This is a genomic window from Acinetobacter sp. 789_lipA (assembly GCF_058242845.1).
Map to the genome: position 1 here is coordinate 3,022,243 of NZ_JBZAYS010000001.1, position 25,934 is coordinate 3,048,176.

Genomic DNA, 25,934 nt, shown 5'->3' on the forward strand with positions numbered 1-25,934 from the left:
CATGAAAACACCGCCAATGATTGGTGGTGTTTTTTATGGATGAATATTCTTCACGGGTAGTGTCATATTCATTTCCAAATTTGCGGTCGTGCTTCGCTCTATGTTGTACATGGTGGCATTGAAGCTTGCTATTTTGCGCATAGTCATTGGGTCATTCAAATTTAACTGTGGCGCAAACTGATGCAACACATGCAGTCGTACTTGCTCATTGAACTCAAAATAGACCAAGCCATTAAACATAATTTTGATTGGGATCTGATAGTCTTGCTTTAAATGAAATGGTACAGCCAGCTTAATCGGAATATCTAAAGCGAGTGGGAACTTAGGCAATAGTTTATTTTGATAAATTAGATCTGTAGTTGTCTCCAACGGCATGTTTTGATCAATGAGTACCTCAGTTTGATAATCAACAGATACTGAAACGGGTACTTCTACTTCAAACTCTAAATTTGCCAAATATTTCCCAGTCAAAGGCAGATTGATTTTCTGATCGATTTTCAGTTGCGTATCTAAAGTCCCAACGGATTGGGTTTCTAAATAATTACCCACTTGGATTTGTGTCGGCAAGGAGTCTGATAGTTGAATTTGGGCTTCACTCGCAGACACTTGCATACTGGCTTGAATATTCAGGTACAACCAAAACAGCGCACCCACTAAAATTACAACGCACACAAAACTCAGTACAAGCCGCTTCGCAGACTGGAATATCCACATACTCCCCCCTATGGCTTCACGTGTTCTTGAGGTAGAGGTTTTTCACGCAGTAATTGCAAGCTATTAAGTGGAATTTTCAACTCACCCTGCTTGATTTCAATTGGTAATGTATTTTGCACATCCACCGAAGCGTTCAACGCCGTTTTAATGGGAACGTTTAAATGTCCCTGTATTGGAATATTGGTTTTAATCACTGTATTGACTGGAATATGTAGGTTTTCTTTCAGTACAGTTTTCACAGGTGCATCAAACTTGAGGTGTACCTGCTGTTCAAGCGGCACATCGATATGAATCGGCACATCCAGCTGAATAGGAATATTGCCTTTTAAAGGCAAAGTCACATCTCGCCCCATGACTTTCACCTGTACCTTGGTATCTACAGGCATATTCTGATTAATTTTCAAGGTTTCACGCACTGGAATGGTGGTTTTAATCGGAACCTGATTATCAAAATACACCCGTGGAGTCAGCGTTTGGGTCAGGGGAATATTCAGGTTTTCACGAATCGGAATTTCTGCATTTACACGCCCTGTCACATCCACATCTAAGGCATCATGAATTTTAACCTCAGCTTGTAAAGGCTCTTGCAGATCAATACTGACTTTTTGATTTTCTAAGGGAATATAAATATTAAAGTGTTTAAACGTCCAAATAGCGATAAGCACGCCGCATACAGATGCCAACACAATGAATGCCAATCCACTTAGCACATGCTTCACTTGCAAATTCAAATTCCTTTTGTTTTATTTTCTTTTATCTGACAAATATCATCCTTTTGTCAGCTTAGAAAGTCATTGGGGACGGTATACCAACCAGACTCTTTAATTTTTATCGCCCTATTTTACACAGTACATTTTGATTATTCTAAGTAAATTACTAGGGATTAAACATTGGCAACTCTTAGCACTCAAGCCAATACTTATGTCCCCCAACGCACCTGATTAGCCTCATCCACAACAACAACGCAAAAAAAGAGCCTCAATTGAGGCTCTTTTTAGTCGCTATTACAAATTATGCATTTGTTTCAGCTGGAATTTTTGGATAGCTTACGCCGCCCATTTGCTCTGCAATACGTAAAACTTGGCAGCTATAACCTACTTCGTTATCGTACCAAACATATGCAGTTAAACGGTTGCCCGAAGTGATTGTTGCTTGCGCGTCAAATACACCTGCTGTACGCGAACCGATAAAGTCAGATGATACAACTTCAGTCGAGTTGGTATAACCGATCTGACCTTGAAGGCTAGAGCTGATTGAGATTTTACGAATGTATTCGTTCACTTCATCACGATCAACTTCTTTATCTAAAGTTAAGTTCAAAATCGCAAGTGAAACGTTTGGTGTTGGAACACGTACAGAGTTACCTGTCAGTTTACCTTGAAGTGCTGGAAGTGCTTTAGCAACTGCTTTAGCTGCACCTGTTTCAGTAATTACCATGTTCAACGTTGCAGCACGACCACGACGGTCTGCTTTATGGTAGTTGTCGATTAAGTTTTGGTCGTTTGTGAACGAGTGAACTGTTTCAACGTGACCATTCAACACTGTGTATTTGTCATGCAAAACTTTAAGTGTTGGTGTAATTGCGTTGGTTGTACAGCTTGCAGCAGAGATAATCGTATCTTCATCAAGAATATCTGCTTGGTTCACACCAAACACCACGTTCTTCATGTCGCCTTTACCTGGTGCAGTCAAGATCACACGTGCAGCGCCTGGGCACTTAAGGTGTTGAGCAAGACCTTCCGCATCACGCCATTTACCTGTGTTGTCGATCACTAATGCATTGCTAATACCATAATCGGTATAATCAACTTCAGTTGGGTTCGACGCATAAATCACTTTAATGAATTGACCGTTGGCAATGATTGCTTCGTTTTCTTCATCAACAGAAATCGTACCAGAGAAAGGACCATGGATTGAGTCACGGCGTAATAAAGACGCACGTTTTTCCAAATCACCATCAGATGATTTACGAACCACAATCGCTTTTAGGTTCAAACCACGGCCAAGACCAGACTGACCAATCATTAAACGTGCAAGAATACGACCGATACGACCAAAACCGTAAAGAACAACGTCACGACCTTCTACTGAAGTCGCACGACCTTCTACAGATTTAACAGCGGCTGCAACAAATGCATCAACATCGCCACCTTGCTCTTTAAACGCAACGGCTAATTTGCCTAGATCAATTTCAGCAGTACCGATATTTTCAATTTTAGCCAACGCTTCAAGAATTGGGAACGTGTGTACAACTGAAAGCTCAACATCCATCATACGAGTGAAACGGTGCGCTTTTAAAATTTGCATAACTGAACGGTTAACTAAAGAACGTCCAAACACTGAAACCACAATATTTTTTTCACGGTAAAGCTGACCGATCAATGCGATCATTTGTTCCGCGATTTCTTCACGGTTTTTCCAGCGACCTTGGTGTTCTGCGTGTAGGGCGATGATAGTCTCTTTGCTCACAGATACGTCCTCTAATTAATTTAATCTAAGCATAAATTTTAAAACCCAACAATTGTAAAGGATTTAGCGCCAAGTTTGAATCGAAAGCTGTAAATGCATGATGTTTTTTGTCGTATATTCATTATTAATTTAAGAAATGATTGCATTTAGTCTTATGATTTTTCAGTATAAAAATTAAAAAAATATTTTTTTAGATAAAAAATAAACAGTTACACAAATGATGTTTTATCAAACAGTCAACTATTTTTAAAAGGCAAGAAACAAATCAGAAACATGCTTATTGCCCAAATTCCAGCGCAATGACAGCTCCGAACATCATCAAATTAGTCTGAATGGTGCTGCTTTTCAAAATGCTCAATATTTCGTTCGAGCTGTTTTTTATTTTGTTGCTGTTTATATAAATGCAACACACCTTCAATAATAAGCAATAAGACTGCGAACCAAATTGGAATATAAGTAAACCACTCACCTGCCTCTATACGCTCTCCCATGGCAACTGATGCTCCCGCCAGTAAAACAGGCTCCAAATAACTCAGCAAACCAAAGATCACAAAAGGTAAATAACGACTCGCGAGTATATAACTTCCGAGTCCCATTGCACTTAAGAAACCCAGTCCAATGACCGCCAAAATCAGATGTGGAAAATGTTGTATCAAAGCCAAACTATCGCTATGCACAAAGCCCAAATAAAACGCGACAGGTAAAATTAAAAACAGATCCCACCAGAAGCCACCCAAATGATCCGTTTTACAAACACGGCGCAGGAAGAAATACAAAGGATAAGCCAAAGCGATATAAACCGTTTCCCATGCCATGCTACCAATACGCCAAATTTCATGTCCCACCCCAAGCACAGCAAAGGCTACCGCGGCCATTTGCCAGCGGGATAGTTTTTCCTTGTAAAGGATGCAACCAACCAACACCATGACCAAAGGCAGTAAAAAATAGCCGAGTGATACTTGTAGACCACGACCATTCATGGGCCCCCATAAAAATAGCCACAACTGCGTGGTACATAAAATCGAACTAAACAATAACCAAGCAATCATCCAAGGTTGTTTAAACATACGCTTAAACAACTCCGAAATGAGTTTTAAATCGCCACTCCACCACATGAATGCGGTTAAAAAGGGTAAGGTCGAAAGCATACGCCAAGCAAAAGTTTGCTCACTATCTAAGGGCTTTAAAAAAAAGGTATAAAAATACAAAACTCCAAAAGTGACGGATGCTAAAACCGATAGTGCAACACCTTTATACATCCTTCACTCCACATTGATTTACACGATTTTTTGATAGGCGCCAATTATAAAGCGTTCGACTGTATAAAGCTTTATTATTCAAGTTTTAAAATACGTATATGAAACTAAAAAAGCCATGCTTCAGCATGGCTTTCAAGGCTTAATAAATTTTATTTTTGCAATTGTTTGGTATGAATCAAATCATTCAAGTCATAACCCACTGACTTTGCATATTCTAAGTATTCATTAATAACTTTTTGGTCTGGTTGTGGCGAGCGAGAAAGCACCCACATATATTTACGGCGTGGCTCACCCACTAAAACCGTTTGATAGTCATCATCAATTTTTAAAATCCAATAATCCCCGCGTGCCACAGGTAACCAACGCACCACCTCAGGTAAAAAACTCACTTTCAACTTACTATTAAAAGGTGGGTTTTGTACAAATGCTTCACCTATGGACTGCATTAGCTTGCCATCTTGAGCATAACAGCGGTTATCTACGGTCACATTGCCATTTTCATTCAGGGTATAAGTAGCCGAGACATTAGTTCCGCATTTATTTTGGAAGTACATGGGCTTACGTGCAATTTCGTACCAAACACCCAAATAACGGTCTAATTCAACCTTATCCACCACGGCTAAGGGTTTGCTCTGGGCATAAGCCATGGTTGCCATGCCTAACCCTATTAAAACAGCACCACCAACAGCAATTTTGGCAAGTGTAAAACCCGCCTTTGGAAGATTTGCAGACATAAACTGTACCTTTAATATTTCAGAATTTATGATCTAAAAATAAACATCTCTTTAAAAAATAATGCTTTCTGCCCAAATTACTGTAGCGTTATGTAAATGCAACTTAGGCTAAAAGTTGTGCTTTTAAGCGCAAAATTTCATCTCGCAGACGCGCAGCTTGCTCAAATTGTAGCTCTTTAGAAGCTTTTAACATTTCTTTTTCCAACTTGCTTAAGTGCTTGGCAAGAAGTTTCGGATCGGATAGCAAGTGCTGCTCATCTGCACTGAGCGTTTGGTGTTGATCTGTGATACCACTTTCAACTTGATCATCTGTCAGCACTTCACCTGTATCAATATCCTTTTTATTTTGTCTGATGGTGCTACGCGGAATAATGCCATGCAGCTCATTAAAGGCCATTTGTTTTTCACGACGACGGGCTGTTTCATCGATGGCTTTTTGCATCGAATCAGTAATCCGATCACCATATAAAATCGCTTTGCCTTTTACATTACGCGCTGCACGACCAATGGTTTGAATCAAAGAACGCTCAGAACGCAAGAAACCTTCTTTGTCAGCATCCAAGATCGCCACCAAAGACACTTCAGGCATGTCCAAGCCTTCACGTAGTAAGTTGATCCCAACGAGAACATCGTAGACACCTGAACGTAAGTCATGAATAATTTTCACCCGTTCAACGGTATCAATATCTGAATGCAGGTAAGCAACTTTGACTCCATACTCTTTCAAATACGAACTTAAATCTTCTGCCATACGTTTGGTTAAGGTGGTAACCAAGACACGCTCGTCTAAATCTTTACGGATATTGATCTCAGACAACACATCATCAACTTGAGTCAATACCGGACGTACTTCAATTTCGGGGTCAATCAACCCTGTAGGACGAACCACCTGCTCAGCTATTTGCTCGGCTTTTTCAAGCTCGTATTTGGCTGGTGTAGCACTGACATAAATCGTTGCTGGCGTAATCCGTTCCCATTCTTCAAACTGCATTGGGCGGTTATCTAAAGCACTAGGAAGACGGAAACCATAATTCACCAAGTTTTCTTTACGCGAACGGTCACCTTTATACATCGCGCCAATTTGCGGCACAGTCACGTGTGACTCATCAATAATCAGTAAGGCATCGTCAGGAACATAATCAAATAAGGTTGGCGGCGCTTCGCCCGCGGGACGACCGGATAAATGACGTGAATAGTTTTCAATACCGTTGGTATAGCCCAACTGCTGCATCATTTCTAAATCATAACGGGTACGTTGCTCAATTCGCTGTGCTTCAAGCAATTTGTCATGTGCACGAAAGAAACCTAAACGCTCTTTTAACTCTTCACGAATCGTGCCGATGGCGCGCTCTAGATTATCTTTAGGTGTTACATAGTGACTTTTTGGGTAAATGGTTACACGCGGAACTTTACGTACCAGTTTGCCTGTCAGTGGATCAAACCAACGAATCGAATCGACTTCATCATCAAACAACTCAATCCGAATCGCATACTGATCCGATTCGGCAGGGAAAATATCAATAATTTCCCCACGGATACGATAGGTTCCGCGTAAAAACTCAAGCTCATTACGGCTATATTGCATTTCCACCAAACGACGAATGATATCATCACGTGCAATACGATCGCCCTGTACAATATGCAGCAGCATGCTCATATAGGCATTGGGGTCACCCAAACCATAAATAGCAGAAACTGAAGCAACAATAATTGCATCTCGACGCTCTAAGAGCGAACGCGTCGCGGATAAACGCATTTGGTCAATGTGGTCATTGATCGCTGAATCTTTTTCAATAAATGTATCTGAAGATGGCACATAGGCTTCAGGTTGGTAATAGTCATAATAACTGACAAAATATTCGACGGCATTGTTCGGAAAGAAAGATTTGAACTCACCATAAAGCTGTGCGGCTAAGGTTTTATTATGCGCCATGACAATGGTCGGACGTTGCGTCCGCGCAATCACGTTGGCCATGGTATAGGTTTTACCAGAACCCGTAACCCCAAGTAACAACTGGTCGTGATAGCCCTTTTCTATTCCAGCAACAAGCTTTTCGATGGCTTGCGGCTGATCACCTGCGGGTTGGTAATTGGTGACTAAATCAAAAGGTTGTTTCTCACTCACAGACATATCCCAAGATTTGCTTCTTCAACCGACTATTTTAACAGATTCAATCCCGAGCAATTCTCGCTTTTAGATTTTTAATGTAATTTACTGAAAATATTACAAAGATTTTTCACTTGACCCCCCCGTATTTCAAGGGCAACATGAAGTGAAGAAGAGCGAAAAATCAGAGCCTATGACTTACCAATATCATGACGAAAGCATCGTCAAAAACCTAGATGAACATACCGTATTTGTGTTTGGTAGTAACATGGCAGGTCAACATGCGGATGGCGCTGCCCGAACTGCACTTGAACACTTTGGCGCAATCAAAGGCGTCGGACGTGGTTGGTCAGGGCAAAGTTATGCCATTCCCACCATGAACGAACACTTACAACAAATGCCGCTCTCGCAAATTCAACACTATATTGATGACTTTAAAATCTATACCAAAAATCATCCTAAAATAACTTACTTTCTAACCTCTATTGGCTGCGGTATTGCGGGTTATAAAGTTGAAGAAATTGCTCCTATGTTTAAAGGCATTTCTCATAATGTTATTTTCCCCGCATCATTTCGCCCATTTGTGGAAAGAACTCTGCCACGTCTAAGTAAAAAGTTTTTGCATACTATTTTTAACGATGCTGTGATTTTCAGTACCCAAAATGATGACATGCTGATTCAGCATTTGGCCTTAACCGATAATGAAAAAAGTTTAGCCAAAATTATTCTCAACACACGCATGTATCCAACCGACAGTAATGGCCGTGATCGTGTGTTTGAAATTGAAGATATTTTACATGCGCTGTCTGGGAAAATATTTGATTTTGAGACCAATGCTGAGGGACGCATGCTTTTTGGTGGTGCCATTCTAGCGCTGTTGGAACTTTATAATATCAATGAGCAAGACTTCATTGAAGTTTGGCAAGGCACACGAGAAATCGCACCACCGAAGCCTGAACATCGTGCGCGGAAAGCCTCACGTTAAATTCAATCTTTTCAAAAAGCCAATCCATCAGATTGGCTTTTTTAGTTAAAAATAATAGAGCTGTTGAACACTTCACATATCCTCCAATCGCCAACTACGACAAAAAATATGTGACGGTACTGTACCTGCTTTTCCCTTTTTAACTTTTAAAAGTTCACTTACACTCTGAATCATAATCATACTTTTCAAAAATTTAAATAAATCGTGAGAACAAATAGACAGCTTGAAGCCTTCAAATCCCAAAGAAGCAAGCATGCTCTTTTCAGTATGGCTATTGCCGTTGTCATGCTGATTGCATTTTATCAACTGCCTCAATTTCAGGATTTTAGTTTTATAAATCTATCCCCTGTCTACTTTATCTTCATTGTATGCTTATCCTTCCTCAAAAAGACAAAGAACGAACAATCAAAAAAGAACAACCTCCTGTTAAATATTTTATTCATGACGGCGCCCTTCTTCATCATTAATGTTTTTTCACTTTCCAGTCTCAGCAAATTTACTGACTATTCGGCTGTGCGTATTGCAAAACATATACCCAACCCGCAACACGTCGAGGGCCAAATTCTCTTAAATAGCTACACTGTAGGCTCTGGGCGCAATAAATCACATTATGAAGATGTTGTATTAAATGAACCTTCTCAGCAGCAACCACTAAGACTGGTTTGTAATTTTATGGATCGCTTTAAGAGCTGCCCGCTATTAGAAGACTTTCAACAACAAAAAGTCAGTATTAGTTATTACACAGACAGCCGTCAGTTTATCTACCCAGAAGTTTTAGTGTTATCGGTCACAACAGACAACACAACCATCAGCAGCCAAGACTTCATGCGCATCTACCAACAACAACGAAGCAATTTTTTGATGTATTTATTCTTCATGGTATTAATTCCAAACCTGTTGGTGATCAATTTATCTTGGCGCGACCATCAATATCAACAATCACAAACTTTTCGCTATCGACCTCAAAGTATTTAGCGCTTATCAATATCAGCATATACGCTCTTTAAACTCCAAAACCATTGGAGCTTATGCACTTTCTATGAGCAATCAATATGCATTTTTTGACTAAATCCCTCCATAAACTCACATAAATTTTAAAAATAACTTTTTTATCACATTATTTTAAAAAGTTTTTTTAGCGCTTATACTGCTTTAAATTCCGACATAAAAACGAGATATAAATGCAATTATTGGACTCTCCTATTTTTGAATTATCTCCCATTGCCATGTGGTTAGAAGACTTTAGCGAAGTACAAAAACAATTCGATCTTTGGCGGAGTGAAGGTGTTGAAGATATTGCGTCGTTTCTGTTGGAAGACAAATCACGTATTTTAAGTTGTGCACATAAAATTAAAGTCCTGCATGTCAACCCGCAAACCTTAAAACAATTTGAAGCCCAAAGTTTTGAAGACTTAACCGCAAACCTTGCGCAAATTTTTAAAGCAGATATGTCAAGCACTCATTTAAATGAGCTGGTCGCACTTTGGAATGGTGAGACCTTATTTGAAAATACTGCTGTAAACTATACGCTTACAGGTCATCGCCTTGACATTCGACTGCGCAGAACAGTACTTCCCGGTCATGAACACGATCTTTCATTGGTTTTGATCACCACGGAAGACATCACGCCTTATGCCAATGCACAACGTTTAGAAGAAAAAAGTCGTTTAATTGCTGAAGCACGTTTTCAATACTCGCCTACTTCGCTTTGGGTTGAGGACTTTAGCCGAGTCAAAGCACGTTTAGATCATTTACGTCGTTTGGGGATCAGTGACTTTAAAACTTTCCTTGATGTCCACAATGACTTTATTAATGAATGCCTCAGAGACATCATGGTTACTGATGTCAACCAAGCCACACTCGATTTATTTGCTGCACGTGACAAAGACCATTTACTTAAAAATTTGCATAAAGTCTTTCAGAACGAAACCCAACAGACCTTTCGACATCAGTTGCTCGAACTATGGGATGGCAATATTCAACATAACTGCGAAGCGGTCAATTACGCGCTCGATGGCAGTATTCGCCATGTGCTGTTACATTTTGCCGTGTTTCCAGGCTTCGAAGACGATTGGGGTATGGTATAACTGGCGCTCACCGATATTACTGCACGTAAAAAAGCCGAGAATTATCTTGAGTACTTGGGCAAACATGATGTCTTAACCAAACTTTATAACCGCTCTTTCTACAGCACTGAAATTAACCGACTTGAGCGCAACAACCTACGCCCTGTGTCTTGTATTTTCTTAGATATGAATGGCTTAAAAGCAATCAATGACAACCTCGGCCATGATCAAGGTGATAGCTTATTACGCCGTATGGGTAATACCCTGAATCAGTTAATTGAAAATACTCAGCATCAAGGATCGGTGGAGATGAATTTGTGGTGCTATTACCTGCCGCCGATGAAGCCGCATTGAACCATTGTATTGAAAGTTTGCATGAGCTTTTAATGGTGGATAACCAATTTAACAATCATCAACCTATTAGTGTATCGATTGGCACTGCCACCAGCCAGCCAAATGAACGGGTTGAAGATATGCTTAAACGTGCCGACACTGCGATGTATGAACACAAAAAAACCTACTATGCAGAAAATGATCGACGGGTTAGTAATTACAACCCAACGAATGATCAATAAAAAAGCGCCCTAACCAGGGCGCTTTTTTATTTCAATGGCGAATCAACGTTTACCCATTGAACGACGGGTGCCACGTGGTGGCATCCAAGTACGATCTGCATATTGTTCAGGTTTTGGACGAACCTGATTATGTGCAACATCGTCAGCACTTTGTTCTGCATTTGGCATTGGGAATGGGAGATTCACCAAAGGTTTTTTTGAAGTAGGCTGTTGCTTACTCATGACCATCACTCTCATCAAATTGCGCTTATTTTAAAGTTTTTTTCATAAAGATGCGAGAAACTTCCTAATTCTGTACATTTTTGAAATCATTAATTCAAAATTGAATTTTTTTTATGTTTTTTGCAGAAAATCTGTGTTTTTAAACGCCTTGCTTGAGTTTTTTAAGCTAAGATAGTGTGCTTTTTATTTTTTAAACCCTATAAGAAGGAATACTGCCGTGGACGTACGTCTCTCTGATCGTGTGAATGCCATCAAACCGTCCCCAACTCTTGCTGTTACCAACAAAGCTGCTGAATTAAAAGCGGCTGGCAAGAACGTTATTGGCTTGGGCGCAGGTGAACCTGACTTCGACACCCCACAACACATCAAAGATGCAGCAATTGCAGCGATTAACAACGGTTTCACAAAGTACACCGCTGTAGATGGTACGCCTGGCCTTAAAAAAGCGATTATTGCAAAATTCAAGCGTGACAATAACCTTGATTATGCTGCAAACCAAATTTTGGTTTCTTGTGGCGGCAAGCAGTCATTCTTTAACTTAGCATTAGCTTTGTTAAACAAAGGTGATGAAGTAATCATCCCTGCACCATTTTGGGTAAGCTACCCAGATATGGTGATTATCGCTGAAGGTGTTCCTGTTATTGTAAAATGTGGTGAAGAACAACGTTTCAAAATCACACCTGCTCAACTTGAAGCTGCGATCACAGACAAAACGCGTTTAGTGGTTTTAAACAGCCCATCAAACCCAACAGGTATGATCTACACTAAAGCTGAATTAGAAGCTTTGGCTGACGTTCTTCGTAAATACCCTGAAGTTTACATCGCTTCTGATGATATGTACGAACCAATCCGTTGGGATGACGAATTCTACAATATCGCAACAGTTGCACCAGACCTTTATGACCGCACAATCGTGTTAAACGGTGTGTCTAAAGCGTATGCAATGACTGGCTGGCGTATTGGCTATGCAGCGGGCCCTGCAAAGCTTATTGGCGCAATGAAAAAAATCCAATCTCAATCAACTTCAAACCCAACTTCTATTTCACAAGTTGCTGCTGAAGCTGCGTTGAATGGTCCCCAAGACGTTCTTGAGCCTATGATTGAAGCATTCAAACGCCGTCATGACTTAGTTGTTAGCGGTTTGAACGACATCAACGGTATTTCTTGCTTACCTGCTGATGGTGCATTCTATGCATATGCAAACATCCGTCCATTAATTCGTGCGAAAGGCTTAAAATCTTGTACAGAATTCTCTGAATGGTTATTGGAAGAAACTGGCGTTGCCGTTGTTCCTGGTGATGCATTCGGCTTAGGCGGTTTCATGCGTATTTCTTATGCAACTGCTGACGAAGTACTTGTAGATGCGCTTGCACGTATCAAGAAAGCGGCTGATTCAATCGAAGGCGTAGATGCTGCTATTGCTTCAATTGCTGCTGAAAAATAATTTAACCCTTTAAAGTTAGATTAGAGAAACCCGCGAAATTCGCGGGTTTTTTATTTTTAATCAAAATCTGAAAAATTTGCTCTTAAGCCCGTTTAAATAATTTTAGAGCCGTGTAGTACCAGCAGAATCTATGGTATCTACGTCTTTATTGCGAGATGATGCCGAGATCACCAAGGCAATGCCTGCCAGAACAATCGTCGCGGAAATGATGATTCGGAAGCTCAACGCTTCCCCAATAAACAATGCCCCACCCAGAATCGCCAAACATGGCACGGACAATTGCACGCTACTGGCCGTGACCCGATCAATTTTCTTCACTATGGCATACCAAAGTACATATGCCCCACTCGATGCCAAACCACCAGATAAGAGCGCCAACAGCATACCTTTTAGGTTAATAAAACTCTGTGTGTAAAAAAATAAATAAACCAAGACAACAAAAGGAATCGCCACTACAAAATTTGCCAAGCTACTGGCCAGTGGGTTATGCATCTTTTTACCTGCAATGCTATACATTGCCCAACCTATGCCTGAAAGTACCATCAATGCAGCATAGCCTAAAGGAGGTGCCGAGGCCCCTGGTAGCAATAAAATCAAAAGACCTAAAATAGCGATCACCAACCCCAACCCGCGTCGCAAATTGATTTTTTCACCATGACACAGGCCATAACCGACCATACTTAATTGAACTGTCCCAAATAGGAGTAATGCACCAACGCCCGCATCGATATGCAAATAGGCCAGTGAAAAAGCCACAATATATAAGGCAAGAAAAAACCCGTTTTTTATACTCCACTCTATTTTGGCCTTATGAGTAGTGAGCACATACAGTAGAAATAACACCATTGCACCGCTACAGACCCGAAGCAAGCTAAAACTCATCGGATCAATCTGCTGCTCAGCCAACGCTAAACGACATAGCACCGAATTGGCTGCAAAGGCCAACATTGCAATGGAAATTTTAAGCAGCATGTTTGAGCGTCCTTATTCAACAGCTTGCTTTAGATATATCGAATATATCTTATTAAATCTAGAGAGTTTTTCTCATGAAATTTATCAGAAATATCAATGTGTAACTCAGATGATTCAACCTGAATACCTTATTATTTAGCATCATCTGGTGAAAATAAAGCAATTACATCCGCTTCAGTGAGCTGCTCTGTAGAATACTTAAATTGGTAAAAATCAGGCTTATTATCAATATATATTTCTGTTGTAAGCTTTAAATCTTTTGGCTGTTCTTCCATCGCAAATACATTGATATTGCAATAGCTGCCGTCCTGAGTTCGCCAAAAAAGTGACGTGCCACATTCGCTACAAAAACCACGCTCCCCCCAATCCGACGACTTGAATAATTTTAAATATTCTTGATTGTCAAACTTTAAACTACTGGGTTCGACATCAATACTCATGAGTACCCCGCTCGACTGCTGGCGGCACATAGAACAATGACAAGCATGCACATCATGATTTTTGAGTGCGGCTTGGAACTTAGTTTTACCGCATAAACAGGACACGTTCATTGTGAGTTCCTTCTTCATGTGAAGACTGTGTAAAATTACTAAAACCTTGTTTATCTTATATATAAATAAAAAACAAAAGAGTGTATAAATTTTGTGCACCATTTTAAAACAATGCTCACGTTTAGGCTGCTCCGTTCTATCAACACTCAAATTATCAAAATGAATAATCCTAAATCTTTTCCCTACAATATGTTCATAGCATGAGCTCAATCCATGATTACGATTTCGTTGATTTTGTACTGATCAATCCAATGCTCAATATTGACGAGAAGACTGAATTTTGCTTAATTAGATAACAAGTTCCAAAAAGGAACGGCTTTGTTGCACAAAGATTTCATAACTATATGATTTTAAAAGTTTTGATTATTTTTTGATCCAAAATTAAATTTATTTAAATCAGATGCTTACATATTTATGCAACAAAGCCAAAAGGAACTCATAGATAAATATAGGAATGAACAAGATGAATCCCAAAGAAATGACAGGACTACAACTCTTAGAAGCCATGTGTACAGGAAAAATTCCACCCGCAAGTATCAGTGAAACCATTCCCATGCAGCCTTTTGAAGTTTCTGAAGGGAAAATTAGCTTTAAAGCAAAAGCGGATCATCGTCATTTAAACCCGCTTGGTGGCGTGCATGGTGGCTTTGCAGCAACAGTACTCGACTCAGTGACGGGTTGTGCCATACATACTATGCTTGAAGCTGGTGTTGGCTATGGCACCATTGATCTGAATATTAAAATGTGCCGACCGATTCCAAGAGACAAAGAACTGCTTGCCATCGGCAGCGTGATCAACATCAGTAAGAACTTAGGTATTTCTGAAGGTAAAATTGTAGATGAAGATGGTAAACTCTACGCCCATGCCACAGCCACCTGTATGATTATTCGTTCCTAAAAACGAAAGGCACTGATAAATTTCAGTGCCTTTTTCATGTCAAAGAAAACTTTAATGCAGCACGACAGATCAAATTGCGGTTTTAAACGTATTCAGCGTCTGCAATTTTGAGGCATCAGGACGCTCAACTCCTTTATAAATACAATAGTATTTAAATGCGCTGTCTAAACTCACGTCTAAACTTTTACCTTCAGCAGCAGACCAGACTTTTGAACGATTATTACCTGATAAAGCACTGCCTGACAACTGGTACAAATACAGATCATGTTCTCGCTGCACAGTCTTTTTAAGAGTAGTCGTCGACTGTGTTGAAAGTAACTGACAAGGACTATTGACCAGCCAACGCTCACTAAACCAAAGTTGTAATAAATCACCCAAATACAAGTCTGTACAACCGACTGGCCAAACATCAATATAGGCAGACTCTACAGGGGTATAGTATTGTTCAGGGTTTGAAATAATAGAGAGATACTGATCTTGGTAATCAGCTAGGTTTGTAAAAATATCGGAAATGGTAAGCGTATTCATTCGCTTTCTCCTGTTTAGCCATTTTAGTGCTGGCAAGTTGGTTATAAATCCACACTGTTTAAGTTTTCACTTAAACGCTCTGTTGTTGAAATCAGACTATCAACGACTTTTCAACATTGCAAGCACTTCAATACGATTTTTTTTGAAAATGATTTTTTTGTTCAAATAAAAAGCATCCAATATAAAAATGACAACAACATGACATTTTAGACTTGACCCACTATGAAATGTCCTTATAATCGCATGCAGATTCTCCAATAGCTCAGTCGGTAGAGCGACGGACTGTTAATCCGCAGGTCCCTGGTTCGAGCCCAGGTTGGAGAGCCAAATTCTAGAAAGCCCACACTATATGTCGTGGGCTTTCTTCTTTTATAAGTCTTAAAAGTTTCGCTGCTTAAGATGTAAATCTTCCAGCTAAACCCAACAGAAAGCCAGAACTAGGCCACTCTCGAAAAATAACTTATCTTAAAAACACTAAAAAATGATTCACAATAAAAATCATGGGCACATTTAAAACACATATGGATGTTCGTTCAGATCCCCTCCTAATCACAGCAACTAAAATGAAAAATGGGAAGGATAAATTATTGGTGAACTATTAGCCCAACATCTTGCTAAACAATTCAATCAACAACAACTAGGGATCGCTACAATTCACAATGAAGATTGAGGATACTTACTTAGTTTTAGTCATCCCACTTTATTAGATGTAATCGTTACGAGAAAAATGACAACTTATTTTTAATTTTTATTCACCCACCACAGCCAATCATTAAAAAATATTTTTTTAAGAAAATAGATCTTTCAACCCAATTAAGTCATGTCTCTGAGACTTTGCGAAATACTCTTTCTGATGCAACAATTTTTCATGATGTGCAATGGTGGAACGTGGAAGATATAAAAAAGTACAATAAATCATCCTCAAAATCACTAAACATCCATACTTAAACAACTCATTCCACTGACTCATATTTCGCGATTTTATGGAAAGGAATTACAGCTCTCAATACATCACATCTACCCTTCTTTAATTAAAAAGCCCAATCGATAAAATTGGGCTTTTTAATGAGTCAAGGCTATCTACACTGAGAATCTGTAAATTTTGAACAGTTTACAAACTGTAGCATTCACCCGCTTATTCCTAAGCCGCTTCCACAGGCACGCCACTATGGAAACGGAACACATCATCAGGTGTACTAATTAGCTCTTTTTCGACGTTACGGATATGTTCAATACGGTCTTGAATATCTTCTTTCGGATTTTTCAATTTCCCCGTTTGCGCAACCTCTAAAGCCAAAGCCAAATAGTCTTCAAAATGGCGTGATTCAGACTTCAAAAGGTAGCGATAGTAACGACCCAACTCATCATCCACCAAAGGTGCTAACGCGTAGAAACGCTCACAAGAGCGTGCTTCTACAAAGGCACCAATGATTAAAATATCAATTAAAGCCTCAGGCTCATAAGTCCGCACTTCTTTACGTAAACCACCCGCATAACGACCAGCACTCAGATTGCTCCACTCTAGCCCGCGCTTTTTCATAAATTCAAGCACTTGCTCATAATGCAGCATTTCTTCACGAACCAGTTGCGCAAGCTTGACCTGCAAATCGGTAAAAAAGCTATAACGAAACATCAGGTTCATCGCTGTACCTGCTGCTTTCTTCTCACAATTCGCATGGTCTTGCATCAGCACATCAAGATTATTCAGTGCTTCAGTCAACCAAGCTTTAGGTGTTTCACAGCCCAAGAAATCCATGACGGGCTTCATGAGTTCATCATAATTGATATTCGACATATTCAAATCTTAAAAACTTTAAAATTAACGTGCAGCTTTAATCACTGCTTTCATTTCACGCACAGCTTGTTCCAAGCCCACAAAAATAGCATCCGCAATTAGGGAATGGCCGATGTTTAATTCGTGGATCTGTGGAATTTGCGCAATTGGCGTTACATTTTCAAGGTTGAGCCCATGCCCAGCATTCACCACTAAACCTTTTGATACTGCATATTCAGCACCTTTAACAATACGTTCAAGCTCATGTTGCTGAGCTTCAGGTGTTTCTGCATCAGCATAAGCGCCTGTATGAATTTCAATGGTTGGTGCACCACAAGCAATTGCTGCATCAATTTGTGCAAAGTCAGCATCAATAAACAAGGACACATCACAGCCAATCTCAGACAACGCTTGAGTCGCCGCTTTGACATCATCAAAATGTCCAACCACATCTAAACCACCTTCGGTCGTCACTTCTTGGCGTTTTTCAGGAACGAAACACACATGGTGCGGTTTAATTTCTTTGGCAAATGCAATCATTTCTTCTGTAACTGCAAGTTCCAAATTCATACGTGTTTTAAGTGCTGGGCGCATACGACGCACATCATCATCTTGAATATGACGACGGTCTTCACGTAAATGCAAGGTAATCCCTTCCGCCCCTGCTTGCTCACAGATCAGCGCTGCATTGACTGGATCAGGATAAGACGTTCCACGCGCTTGTCGTAAAGTTGCCACGTGGTCAATATTTACACCAAGTAATGCAGCCATATTCATTTCCTAATTACGATTGAGTTTGAGTGTTCTGAATCCACAACTGACGACTTTTTAAGGGGCGATCGCCCAACAATGAACTGATCATTTGTCGATACAACTTGGTCAGCAATTGTAACTGTTCCAAACCAAAATCCCTACCCTTTTCATATTGGCACATGCTTAAAATTTGCTGTCCATTTAAGGTCGCTCGCGAAGCTTGTGCAGTAGGAATAAAGCCTTCATTCAGCTGGAATATATAGTTGAGTGATGATTGAATTTCTAGTTGATTGGCATCAGTCGAAAAATCTAAGGCATAACCCAAATCTTCCAGTAGTTCGTGCTCAAACTGTCTTAGAATTTGTTTTAAAAATTGATTGGGATCTGCTTGCTGCGCCAGTTGTTGTAATTGCGTTAGCGTATGTGCATATTGAGCAAAACTTTGCTCCATCTGTACTTCAAGTGGACATAGTCTGAGCAGAATCTCATTGAGATAAAAACCTGAAAAAAAAGCATCCCCGAAGAAAAAAATCGGCTGATTGACAATTTCAAGTTTTGTAAAATTTTTGAGTTCAGATTTACCCGAAGCTTGTAAACAAATCGGCTGATATTGTGGCGGCGGGGTTTGTCTTAGAATGCCATCAACTCGCCCATGCTCTTGGGTAAATAAATGCACAATATGACTACGTTCACGGTATTTTCTGTGGTGAATTAAATAACCATGCAGTACTTCATTGCGCATGAGGAATTAACTAATCTTTTTTATCTTTATCATTCTGTTCACTGTCTTCATCATCCCCATCTGGGATAACAGCACCAACCACCGCTGCGGTTCCTTTCACCACGCCTTTTGTGGTTTTATACGCAATCTTTACAGGAACGGTGACGATCTTGTGTATACAACCTTGCAAAAACAACATACAAGCCATTACTGCGAACACTTTGACCATAACACCATCCCTATAAAAATTTGTTTTCTTAAAACTTAGATATCGCTATAACCTAAGCTTTTTAATGCACGTTCATCATCAGACCAGCCGCCTTTCACTTTAACCCAAAGCGTCAGCATGATCTTTTGTTCAAACATTTTTTCCATATCGATACGGGCATCCATACCAATTTTCTTAAGCTTAGCGCCTTTTTCACCAATCACAATCGCTTTTTGGCCTGGGCGGTCTACAAAAATCGTTGCATCAATATATGTACATGCTGGTTTAGGACGACCTGTTTTTTCATTCACCGTTGCTTCTTCAGTCTTAAACGACTCAATTTGCACGGTTAAATCATAAGGTAGCTCTTCACCCAACTGACGCATAATCTTTTCACGGATAATTTCTGATGCCAAGAAACGCTCAGAACGATCTGTCAATTGATCCAATGAATACATCGGTGGTTGAAAAGGTAAATATTTTTCAATGGTATCGCGCAGATGGTCTAAGTTTGCACCACGTAGTGCAGAAACAGGAACAATCTCAGCAAAATTCATTAATTTTGCACGCTCTTGAATCAAGGGTAATGCATGGTTTTTATTTTCAAGTGTATCAATTTTATTGATCACTAGAATCACTGGCATCTCTGCATTTTTGAGTTTTTCCAAAACGAGTTCATCGTTTTGAGTCCACTTGTCTGCATCCAGAACAAACAATACCAAGTTGACATCACGCAAAGCAGAAGACGCAGCACGGTTCATCATTTTGTTGATGGCGCGTACTTCTTTTTTATGCATCCCTGGTGTATCAACAAAGACCGCTTGAGATTTTGCACGTGAGTCAATCCCCACAATTTTATGACGCGTAGTTTGCGGCTTACGTGAAGTAATCGATAATTTTTGACCCAATAAATGGTTCATCAACGTAGACTTGCCTACGTTTGGACGACCGACAATTGCCACAAAGCCGCTACGAAAATCCGTTGGGATTTCTGTGCCTTGTTCGCTAAAAAACTGGCTAATTAAATCATTACTGTCGCTTTGCGACTCGTGATCAGCATCGATGTGATCGGAAGAATTTGACATGGCAGATTACTGCTCCAAAAGTTTTAAAATATCCGCCGCAGCAGCTTGTTCAGCAAAACGGCGACTGGTGCCCTCACCACTTACAACGGACAATCCATCCACTTTACATTCCACTTTGAAATGCTGATTGGGTGCATCACCTTGAATATCAACCACATCATAAACTGGGAGAGCTTTTTTTCGTGCTTGAAGATATTCTTGTAAACGAGATTTAGGATCTTTAAGCTGATCGGTTGGCTCGATATGGTCTAAATATGGCTCGTACCATTTTAACACAATCGGCTCTAACACCATTAAATCACTACAATCCACATAGATTGCACCAATAATCGATTCAACCGTATCCGCAAGGATGGACTCGCGATGATGTCCACCTGATTTCAACTCACCTGTACTTAAAATGAGTGACTGGCTCAGTTTTAAATCATTTGCAATTTTACCTAAAGCTTCCTGACGAACCAAGGTTGCACGCATACGCGTCAAACGGCCTTCGTTCTCAGTCGGATAAGCTTTATAGAGATAATTCGCAATAATCATCCCTAACAAAGAATCGCCTAGAAACTCTAGGCGCTCATAGTTGTATTTGTGGCTCACCGATCGGTGGGTCAGTGCAAGCTGAAGTAACTCAGGTTGTTTAAACTGATAACCGATACGGCTCGCTAAGCGGGCTTCACTTAGCTTGGACTGAGCTTTGATCAAAACTTTTCTCGAACTTTAATACTAAATCTATATTCAGTAAGAAGGGTTTTCTTACCTCATACTCCTTTTTCACCTGCAACCCTTCGGTATTGGTGACTTGCATAATTTCTTTAATCTTCACATCACGAATGCCATTCATATCCAAACGCTTTGAAAGCTGACTCTCAAACTCCGCGGGCTGAATATTTTTCGGGCTGCTTTGAAATACTTCCTCAATTTGGCTATTGATCATCCGATCATCAAAATAGGGAGCCCAAACTGCAATTGCCACTTTCGCCATAAATGCAAACCCCATGATTGCAAATAAAATGGCGATATAAGATGCCCCTTGTTGATTCTTGCGCATTTTTTATTTTCCGAATCGATATTAGTCAATGCTACCGTTACGGTTAAATGACGGCAACTTAAAGCCAGGTTCTTTATGCATCCAAATATAAAATGCACGACCTGTTAGGTTCTGTTCAGGAACCATTCCCCAGAAACGACTGTCAGCACTTTGGTCGCGATTATCCCCCATCGCAAAGTACTCACCTTCTTTTATTTTCACTTCCCAATATAAACCATTTTCAGCAGAGTATTTACCATTTTCTACAAAGTTAATATACGGTGCTTGGCGTGCAACATTAACACCTTCTAACTCACGCATGGTAAAGGTATGCTTGCCAATCGTTTCTTTATGATATATCGAAGTAGGCGTATCTAAACGGTCTTTTTCACGACTAAATTCAACAGGAACTTTAGCAATTTTTTGACCATTAATGGTTAATTGGCCATGATCAAAAACAATGTGATCGCCAGGAATACCAACTACACGTTTGATATAGCTGATCGTCGGTTGCGGTGGATAACGGAAGACAATCACATCACCACGCTCAGGCTCACCCACATCAATCACTTTTTTATTCACAATCGGTAGGCGCACACCATAGTCAAACTTATTGACCAAGATGAAGTCACCAGTTTCTAAAGTCGGGACCATCGAGTCGGAAGGAATATTAAAAGGTTCATAAAAGAATGAACGTAAGCATAGAACAATCGCAAGGACTGGCCAGAAATCATAAGCCCACGTAATGACAAAATTTTCATTTCCCTTGCCTTTCGTCGCTCGTTGTTTAAATACAAACTTATCGAGCAACCACACCAAAAAGAAAATTAGTGTGACAGGAACAAGTATCAAATTAAAATCAAAATCCATGGGCTTATATTCCTACCTTTTTATCTTTCTACTTTCAACACAGCCAAGAACGCTTCTTGTGGGATTTCTACACTTCCCACTTGCTTCATACGTTTCTTACCTTCTTTTTGCTTCGATAGCAGTTTCTTCTTACGAGAAACGTCACCACCATAACATTTCGCCAATACGTTTTTACGCATTGCCTTTACGGTTGAACGAGCAATAATTTGTGCGCCAATGGCCGCTTGAATTGCCACATCAAACATTTGACGTGGAATCAAATCTTTCATTTTTTCAACCAATGCAATACCACGGTGACGTGCGTCTTGACGGTGACAAATCATTGCCAAGGCGTCGACTTTATCGCCATTGATTAGAACATCGACTTTTACCAATGATGAACTTTCAAAACGTACAAAGTTATAATCGAGCGATGCAAAACCACGTGAACACGACTTCAATTTATCAAAGAAGTCCATCACCACTTCCGCCATTGGAATTTCAAAGGTAATTGAAACTTGGTTCGCCATAAACTTCATGTCTTTTTGAACACCACGGCGTTCCACACATAAAGTCATGACATTACCTAAATACTCTTGCGGTACAAGGATATGACACTCAGCAATCGGCTCACGTAAGTCTTCGACCGTTGAACCATCTGGCATTTTAGATGGGCTATCGATATAAATCGTCTCACCATTCTTCATCACCGCTTCATAAATCACAGTTGGTGCAGATGAAATGAGGTCTAAATCATACTCACGTTCTAAACGCTCTTGCACGATTTCCATATGTAGCATGCCTAAGAAGCCACAACGGAAACCAAAACCTAAAGCATCTGAGCTTTCAGGTTCAAAGAATAACGCCGAGTCATTGATCTGAAGTTTATGCAAAGCTTCACGAAACGGTTCAAATTCACTTGAATCAATTGGGAACAAACCTGCATACACCTGCGGCTTCACTTTTTTAAAGCCTGGTAAGGTTTTGACTTCTGGTGTGTTGGCAAGGGTAATCGTATCACCCACTGGCGCACCAAAAATGTCTTTAATCCCTGCAATTACGAAACCAACTTCACCCGCTTCAAGGATGTCTGTCTCAGTATGCTTAGGATTGAAAATACCCACAGAAGTAATGATGTGCGTTTGGCCTGTTGATTTCATCAACATCTTGTCGCCCTTACGCACACGACCTTCTTTCACACGTACCAAAGAAACCACGCCTAAGTAGTTATCAAACCAAGAGTCGATAATTAAAGCTTGTAGTGGCGCGTTACGATCACCAGTAGGTGCAGGAATGACATTAACAAGGGTTTCTAAAACGCTATCAATCCCAAGACCTGTTTTTGCCGAACAAGTTGGCGCTTCAGTTGCTTCAATACCAATAATGTCTTCAATTTCTTGAATCACACGTTCAGGTTCAGCTTGTGGTAAATCAATTTTATTTAGTACAGGAAGGACTTCGAGACCTTGCTCAATTGCGGTATAACAGTTCGCAACCGACTGAGCTTCCACGCCCTGCGCAGCATCTACAACCAACAATGCACCTTCACAGGCAGCCAATGAACGTGATACTTCATATGAAAAATCGACGTGCCCTGGTGTATCAATAAAGTTCAATTGATACTCTTGACCATTTGGATGAGTGTAATACAAAGTAACCGACGCAGCTTTAATGGTAATACCACGCTCACGTTCAAGCTCCATGGAGTCAAGTACTTGTGCTTGCATTTCACGATCTTGCAAACCACCACAGGTTTGAATAAAGCGATCAGCGAGCGTTGACTTCCCGTGGTCAATGTGAGCAATAATACTGAAATTACGGATATTTTTAATATCAACAGATTTTTTAGCTTGCGCCATGGGCTACCTTGAACAAAATGAAGCGTTATGCAGACAAATTTCGATGCACAACAAAAGCCGAATAGAAATTGCGAAGGATTATAACAGATGGTTTTTTTAAAGTATCCATATTAATACGCTTCCTTTTCACAACTCTGACGCTTTTTTACATGTTTTCGCTTTTCACTGGGCTTTTTGAATAATCCATTGAAAAATCTAAGGCATTCACATCTTTTGCAAGCGGTTGGTAAGCTTGGGTAAAACTAGGTGACATACGTTTCGCGCGTCCTGTTTCAATCTCTACGCAAGCCCACTTAGTTTGAGCAACAAATAAAATGCTATTGTCTTTGGGTCTATAAAACACATATTGGCGCGATGAATATAATGCGTTTATATCGTCAAACCATGTGCGTAAGAGTATTTCATCCTCTTTAAATGCAGCTTTTCGGTACTGTACATGATGCTCAACCGCAACCATGGCATGTTTTAACTCGATATATTCTTTTAAGCCTAAACCCAGTGCATCAATATGTGCTGTTGCAACATCCTGCATCCAATGCATATAAACCACGTTATTCACATGGCCTAACTGGTCGATATGTTCTGCTTGTACCTGAAGTCTTAAGTCAAAAATACTACTCATAAACACTCTATTTAATCTAAATATCCTTATGAAGATGGCAGTGTACGCAAATAACAGACATCATCAAATTGCAAAAAATAAAAAACCACTCCGAAGAGTGGTTTTTTTCGCTTATTGGATGCGCATCCCTAAAATGGCTGGTGTGCCTTGTCGGATGATTCCAACGCGGGCAACCTGACCTTTTTTCAACTCAGACGCCGCTTGGACAAAATCATTGGTGTCTTTTACGACTTTATTATTAATGTGAGTGACCACATCACCAGCCGCCATACCTGACTGTGCTGCTGCACCGCCACGTTTCACTTCTTGAATTAACACACCACCTTTCACATTGAGCTGTGACAATTCAGCAGGTGCTAAATTTCGGATAGCAATACCTAACACAGGCCCTTTACTTTGTGTAACTGTATCTGATTTTGCAGGTGTATCATCTGGTGCTGTGGTTAATGTTGCCGATATATTACGCTTTTTATCATCACGCAGTACTTCAAGCTGTACCGTTTGATTTGGCATGGTACGATTTAAATAGTTCAACAACTCAGAGGTACGTGAAATCGGCGTTCCGTTGAATTTTAAAATAATATCGCCTGCTTTTAGTCCCGCTTTCTGCGCAGGTGAATTCGGCTGAACATTGGTAATCAATGAACCTTCAGGTTTTGGCAAATTATAAGACTCTGCCAAATTGCGGTCTAGATCTTGTAGATTGAAGCCTAAATAAGAACGGGTCACTTTGCCGGTTTTCTTAAGTTGGTCAGCAATATCCATTGCGACATCAATTGGAATCGAGAAAGACAGCCCCATATAACCGCCCGTACCACTGAAGATACGCGAGTTCACCCCAACCACTTCACCCTGTTGGTTGAATAACGGACCGCCTGAGTTTCCTGGGTTGAGAGCCACATCGGTTTGAATGAAGGGTACCGATGTCTCCCCCATCATATTGCGCATTTTCGCACTCACGATTCCTGCCGAAGCCGAGTAATCAAAACCAAACGGTGAACCTATCGCAAGCACAGGTTCACCTACACGCAATTGATCAACATTGCCAGCACGGAGTGATGGAAAATTCGTACCATTCACCTTAAGCAGGGCCACATCCGTTCGTTCATCACTACCTACTACAGTTGCATCCAGTTCACGACGGTCATTAAACATAATCGTGACTTTCGATGCATCTTCTACGACGTGGTGGTTTGTCAGTAAATACCCATCTTTACTAATAAAAAATGCGCTGCCATAAGCCGTTTTTTCTTGCGGCGCTTGCTGCTGCGGAATAATGACTTGATTACCAAAAAAACGCTTCAAAATCTCAGGTATTTGCTGCTGCAGTAACTCTTCTTGAGTCATCTTTTTAACCACATTGACACTCACTACCGCAGGGCTAACTTGCTCAACTAAGTTTGAGAAATCAACAGGTGCTGCTTGTGTTTGCACCGCAGCCATTGTGCATGCAACAGCAAAAAAACCAGTTTGTATCGCGCGACTTTTCATATCAAGTATTGACCTATATGTTTG

At 40.3% G+C, this 25,934-nt stretch carries 25 protein-coding genes, 1 tRNA gene and 1 pseudogene; 6 read left to right on the top strand and 21 right to left on the bottom strand.

The genetic code is table 11. The features are described 5' to 3' along the window. Positions 1 to 33: 33 nt before the first annotated feature. From AC4CUZ_RS14900 to uvrB, 6 genes are all read right to left on the bottom strand, one after another. Positions 34 to 714: a hypothetical protein gene (locus AC4CUZ_RS14900; protein WP_490747880.1), complete on the bottom strand. Its 681-nt coding sequence runs from the start codon at positions 712 to 714 to the stop codon at positions 34 to 36. Positions 715 to 722: 8 nt separating this feature from the next. After that, positions 723 to 1,439, bottom strand: coding sequence for an MFS transporter (locus AC4CUZ_RS14905; RefSeq protein ID WP_490747881.1), 717 nt, complete (start codon positions 1,437 to 1,439; stop codon positions 723 to 725). 286 nt (positions 1,440 to 1,725) lie between these two features. After that, on the bottom strand, positions 1,726 to 3,183 hold the full coding sequence (locus AC4CUZ_RS14910; protein ID WP_490747882.1) for a glyceraldehyde-3-phosphate dehydrogenase: 1,458 nt from the start codon (positions 3,181 to 3,183) through the stop codon (positions 1,726 to 1,728). A gap of 323 nt (positions 3,184 to 3,506) precedes the next feature. Further along, entirely contained in the window at positions 3,507 to 4,442 is a 936-nt protein-coding gene (rarD, locus tag AC4CUZ_RS14915) for an EamA family transporter RarD (protein WP_490747883.1), read from the bottom strand. Positions 4,443 to 4,591: 149 nt separating this feature from the next. After that, a complete protein-coding gene (locus AC4CUZ_RS14920) occupies positions 4,592 to 5,176 on the bottom strand; it encodes a lipocalin family protein (protein ID WP_490747884.1) in 585 nt (194 codons plus the stop codon). Between the two features lie 103 nt (positions 5,177 to 5,279). Further along, positions 5,280 to 7,301, bottom strand: coding sequence for an excinuclease ABC subunit UvrB (gene uvrB, locus AC4CUZ_RS14925; protein ID WP_236769995.1), 2,022 nt, complete (start codon positions 7,299 to 7,301; stop codon positions 5,280 to 5,282). Between the two features lie 175 nt (positions 7,302 to 7,476). Between uvrB and AC4CUZ_RS14930 the strand changes: the two genes are divergently transcribed. The 3 genes and pseudogenes from AC4CUZ_RS14930 (at position 7,477) to AC4CUZ_RS14940 (ending at position 10,909) form a co-directional block, all read left to right on the top strand. After that, positions 7,477 to 8,268, top strand: a complete 792-nt coding sequence (locus AC4CUZ_RS14930) for an A1S_2505 family phage non-structural protein (RefSeq protein WP_234303716.1) — start codon at positions 7,477 to 7,479, stop codon at positions 8,266 to 8,268. Positions 8,269 to 8,535: 267 nt separating this feature from the next. After that, the gene (locus AC4CUZ_RS14935; RefSeq protein ID WP_490747885.1) at positions 8,536 to 9,243 is read left to right on the top strand and encodes a hypothetical protein; all 708 of its coding nucleotides are present in this window, start codon (positions 8,536 to 8,538) and stop codon (positions 9,241 to 9,243) included. A 206-nt stretch (positions 9,244 to 9,449) separates the two neighbouring features. Then, a pseudogene (locus AC4CUZ_RS14940) lies at positions 9,450 to 10,909 on the top strand (sensor domain-containing diguanylate cyclase). Between the two features lie 42 nt (positions 10,910 to 10,951). Here the strand turns inward: AC4CUZ_RS14940 and AC4CUZ_RS14945 are convergent. After that, positions 10,952 to 11,131: a hypothetical protein gene (locus tag AC4CUZ_RS14945; protein WP_004693646.1), complete on the bottom strand. Its 180-nt coding sequence runs from the start codon at positions 11,129 to 11,131 to the stop codon at positions 10,952 to 10,954. Positions 11,132 to 11,348: 217 nt separating this feature from the next. On the opposite strand from AC4CUZ_RS14945, the gene AC4CUZ_RS14950 reads away from it, so the two are divergent. Continuing rightward, complete coding sequence (locus tag AC4CUZ_RS14950; RefSeq protein WP_005399684.1) at positions 11,349 to 12,575, top strand: pyridoxal phosphate-dependent aminotransferase; 1,227 nt, start codon at positions 11,349 to 11,351, stop codon at positions 12,573 to 12,575. 102 nt (positions 12,576 to 12,677) lie between these two features. On the opposite strand, the gene AC4CUZ_RS14955 is transcribed toward AC4CUZ_RS14950, so the two are convergent. Together AC4CUZ_RS14955 and AC4CUZ_RS14960 are read right to left on the bottom strand one after the other, a co-directional pair. Beyond that, complete coding sequence (locus AC4CUZ_RS14955) at positions 12,678 to 13,547, bottom strand: DMT family transporter (RefSeq protein ID WP_078389004.1); 870 nt, start codon at positions 13,545 to 13,547, stop codon at positions 12,678 to 12,680. A 131-nt stretch (positions 13,548 to 13,678) separates the two neighbouring features. After that, the gene (locus tag AC4CUZ_RS14960) at positions 13,679 to 14,098 is read right to left on the bottom strand and encodes a GFA family protein (RefSeq protein WP_148826274.1); all 420 of its coding nucleotides are present in this window, start codon (positions 14,096 to 14,098) and stop codon (positions 13,679 to 13,681) included. Positions 14,099 to 14,561: 463 nt separating this feature from the next. Here AC4CUZ_RS14960 and AC4CUZ_RS14965 point away from each other — a divergent pair, with 463 nt between their 5' ends. Continuing rightward, entirely contained in the window at positions 14,562 to 14,996 is a 435-nt protein-coding gene (locus AC4CUZ_RS14965) for a PaaI family thioesterase (RefSeq protein ID WP_178927867.1), read from the top strand. A 69-nt stretch (positions 14,997 to 15,065) separates the two neighbouring features. On the opposite strand, the gene AC4CUZ_RS14970 is transcribed toward AC4CUZ_RS14965, so the two are convergent. Beyond that, positions 15,066 to 15,524, bottom strand: a complete 459-nt coding sequence (locus AC4CUZ_RS14970) for a hypothetical protein (protein ID WP_178927866.1) — start codon at positions 15,522 to 15,524, stop codon at positions 15,066 to 15,068. Positions 15,525 to 15,775: 251 nt separating this feature from the next. Here AC4CUZ_RS14970 and AC4CUZ_RS14975 point away from each other — a divergent pair. After that, a tRNA-Asn gene (locus tag AC4CUZ_RS14975) sits at positions 15,776 to 15,851 on the top strand. An 814-nt stretch (positions 15,852 to 16,665) separates the two neighbouring features. On the opposite strand, the gene AC4CUZ_RS14980 is transcribed toward AC4CUZ_RS14975, so the two are convergent. From AC4CUZ_RS14980 to AC4CUZ_RS15030, 11 genes are all read right to left on the bottom strand, one after another. Further along, positions 16,666 to 17,319 (bottom strand): MiaE family protein, encoded by a 654-nt coding sequence (locus tag AC4CUZ_RS14980; protein WP_279663473.1) that lies wholly within the window; start codon positions 17,317 to 17,319, stop codon positions 16,666 to 16,668. 24 nt (positions 17,320 to 17,343) lie between these two features. Next, a complete protein-coding gene (pdxJ, locus tag AC4CUZ_RS14985; RefSeq protein WP_281963390.1) occupies positions 17,344 to 18,069 on the bottom strand; it encodes a pyridoxine 5'-phosphate synthase in 726 nt (241 codons plus the stop codon). A 13-nt stretch (positions 18,070 to 18,082) separates the two neighbouring features. Continuing rightward, on the bottom strand, positions 18,083 to 18,793 hold the full coding sequence (gene recO, locus AC4CUZ_RS14990) for a DNA repair protein RecO (protein ID WP_178927863.1): 711 nt from the start codon (positions 18,791 to 18,793) through the stop codon (positions 18,083 to 18,085). A 10-nt stretch (positions 18,794 to 18,803) separates the two neighbouring features. Then, complete coding sequence (locus tag AC4CUZ_RS14995) at positions 18,804 to 19,001, bottom strand: NF038104 family lipoprotein (RefSeq protein ID WP_004693662.1); 198 nt, start codon at positions 18,999 to 19,001, stop codon at positions 18,804 to 18,806. 35 nt (positions 19,002 to 19,036) lie between these two features. After that, positions 19,037 to 20,065: a GTPase Era gene (era, locus tag AC4CUZ_RS15000; RefSeq protein WP_004693663.1), complete on the bottom strand. Its 1,029-nt coding sequence runs from the start codon at positions 20,063 to 20,065 to the stop codon at positions 19,037 to 19,039. Positions 20,066 to 20,071: 6 nt separating this feature from the next. Next, on the bottom strand, positions 20,072 to 20,764 hold the full coding sequence (gene rnc, locus AC4CUZ_RS15005; protein ID WP_281963391.1) for a ribonuclease III: 693 nt from the start codon (positions 20,762 to 20,764) through the stop codon (positions 20,072 to 20,074). Beyond that, positions 20,736 to 21,110 (bottom strand): DUF4845 domain-containing protein, encoded by a 375-nt coding sequence (locus tag AC4CUZ_RS15010; RefSeq protein ID WP_004693667.1) that lies wholly within the window; start codon positions 21,108 to 21,110, stop codon positions 20,736 to 20,738. The genes rnc and AC4CUZ_RS15010 overlap by 29 nt, the downstream gene beginning before the upstream one ends. Positions 21,111 to 21,131: 21 nt before the next feature. Next, positions 21,132 to 21,959: a signal peptidase I gene (lepB, locus tag AC4CUZ_RS15015; RefSeq protein ID WP_489774010.1), complete on the bottom strand. Its 828-nt coding sequence runs from the start codon at positions 21,957 to 21,959 to the stop codon at positions 21,132 to 21,134. Between the two features lie 20 nt (positions 21,960 to 21,979). Further along, on the bottom strand, positions 21,980 to 23,797 hold the full coding sequence (gene lepA, locus AC4CUZ_RS15020) for a translation elongation factor 4 (RefSeq protein WP_005399692.1): 1,818 nt from the start codon (positions 23,795 to 23,797) through the stop codon (positions 21,980 to 21,982). Positions 23,798 to 23,942: 145 nt separating this feature from the next. Further along, entirely contained in the window at positions 23,943 to 24,419 is a 477-nt protein-coding gene (locus tag AC4CUZ_RS15025; RefSeq protein WP_058869358.1) for an acyl-CoA thioesterase, read from the bottom strand. A 111-nt stretch (positions 24,420 to 24,530) separates the two neighbouring features. Beyond that, a complete protein-coding gene (locus AC4CUZ_RS15030; protein WP_004980546.1) occupies positions 24,531 to 25,910 on the bottom strand; it encodes a Do family serine endopeptidase in 1,380 nt (459 codons plus the stop codon). Positions 25,911 to 25,934: the final 24 nt, after the last annotated feature.

Bases quoted from the DNA above. Each gene is read 5' to 3' on its own strand.
- AC4CUZ_RS14995 (WP_004693662.1), bottom strand. From the start codon at position 19,001: ATGGTCAAAGTGTTCGCAGTAATGGCTTGTATGTTGTTTTTGCAAGGT.
- AC4CUZ_RS14935 (WP_490747885.1), top strand. From the start codon at position 8,536: ATGGCTATTGCCGTTGTCATGCTGATTGCATTTTATCAACTGCCTCAA.
- era (WP_004693663.1), bottom strand. From the start codon at position 20,065: ATGTCAAATTCTTCCGATCACATCGATGCTGATCACGAGTCGCAAAGC.
- recO (WP_178927863.1), bottom strand. From the start codon at position 18,793: ATGCGCAATGAAGTACTGCATGGTTATTTAATTCACCACAGAAAATAC.
- pdxJ (WP_281963390.1), bottom strand. From the start codon at position 18,069: ATGGCTGCATTACTTGGTGTAAATATTGACCACGTGGCAACTTTACGA.
- AC4CUZ_RS14920 (WP_490747884.1), bottom strand. From the start codon at position 5,176: ATGTCTGCAAATCTTCCAAAGGCGGGTTTTACACTTGCCAAAATTGCT.
- AC4CUZ_RS14900 (WP_490747880.1), bottom strand. From the start codon at position 714: ATGTGGATATTCCAGTCTGCGAAGCGGCTTGTACTGAGTTTTGTGTGC.
- AC4CUZ_RS14955 (WP_078389004.1), bottom strand. From the start codon at position 13,547: ATGCTGCTTAAAATTTCCATTGCAATGTTGGCCTTTGCAGCCAATTCG.
- AC4CUZ_RS15025 (WP_058869358.1), bottom strand. From the start codon at position 24,419: ATGAGTAGTATTTTTGACTTAAGACTTCAGGTACAAGCAGAACATATC.
- AC4CUZ_RS14960 (WP_148826274.1), bottom strand. From the start codon at position 14,098: ATGAACGTGTCCTGTTTATGCGGTAAAACTAAGTTCCAAGCCGCACTC.
- AC4CUZ_RS14970 (WP_178927866.1), bottom strand. From the start codon at position 15,524: ATGAATACGCTTACCATTTCCGATATTTTTACAAACCTAGCTGATTAC.
- lepB (WP_489774010.1), bottom strand. From the start codon at position 21,959: ATGGATTTTGATTTTAATTTGATACTTGTTCCTGTCACACTAATTTTC.
- lepA (WP_005399692.1), bottom strand. From the start codon at position 23,797: ATGGCGCAAGCTAAAAAATCTGTTGATATTAAAAATATCCGTAATTTC.
- AC4CUZ_RS14945 (WP_004693646.1), bottom strand. From the start codon at position 11,131: ATGAGTAAGCAACAGCCTACTTCAAAAAAACCTTTGGTGAATCTCCCA.
- AC4CUZ_RS15030 (WP_004980546.1), bottom strand. From the start codon at position 25,910: ATGAAAAGTCGCGCGATACAAACTGGTTTTTTTGCTGTTGCATGCACA.
- AC4CUZ_RS14980 (WP_279663473.1), bottom strand. From the start codon at position 17,319: ATGTCGAATATCAATTATGATGAACTCATGAAGCCCGTCATGGATTTC.
- AC4CUZ_RS15010 (WP_004693667.1), bottom strand. From the start codon at position 21,110: ATGCGCAAGAATCAACAAGGGGCATCTTATATCGCCATTTTATTTGCA.
- AC4CUZ_RS14930 (WP_234303716.1), top strand. From the start codon at position 7,477: ATGACTTACCAATATCATGACGAAAGCATCGTCAAAAACCTAGATGAA.
- AC4CUZ_RS14965 (WP_178927867.1), top strand. From the start codon at position 14,562: ATGAATCCCAAAGAAATGACAGGACTACAACTCTTAGAAGCCATGTGT.
- rarD (WP_490747883.1), bottom strand. From the start codon at position 4,442: ATGTATAAAGGTGTTGCACTATCGGTTTTAGCATCCGTCACTTTTGGA.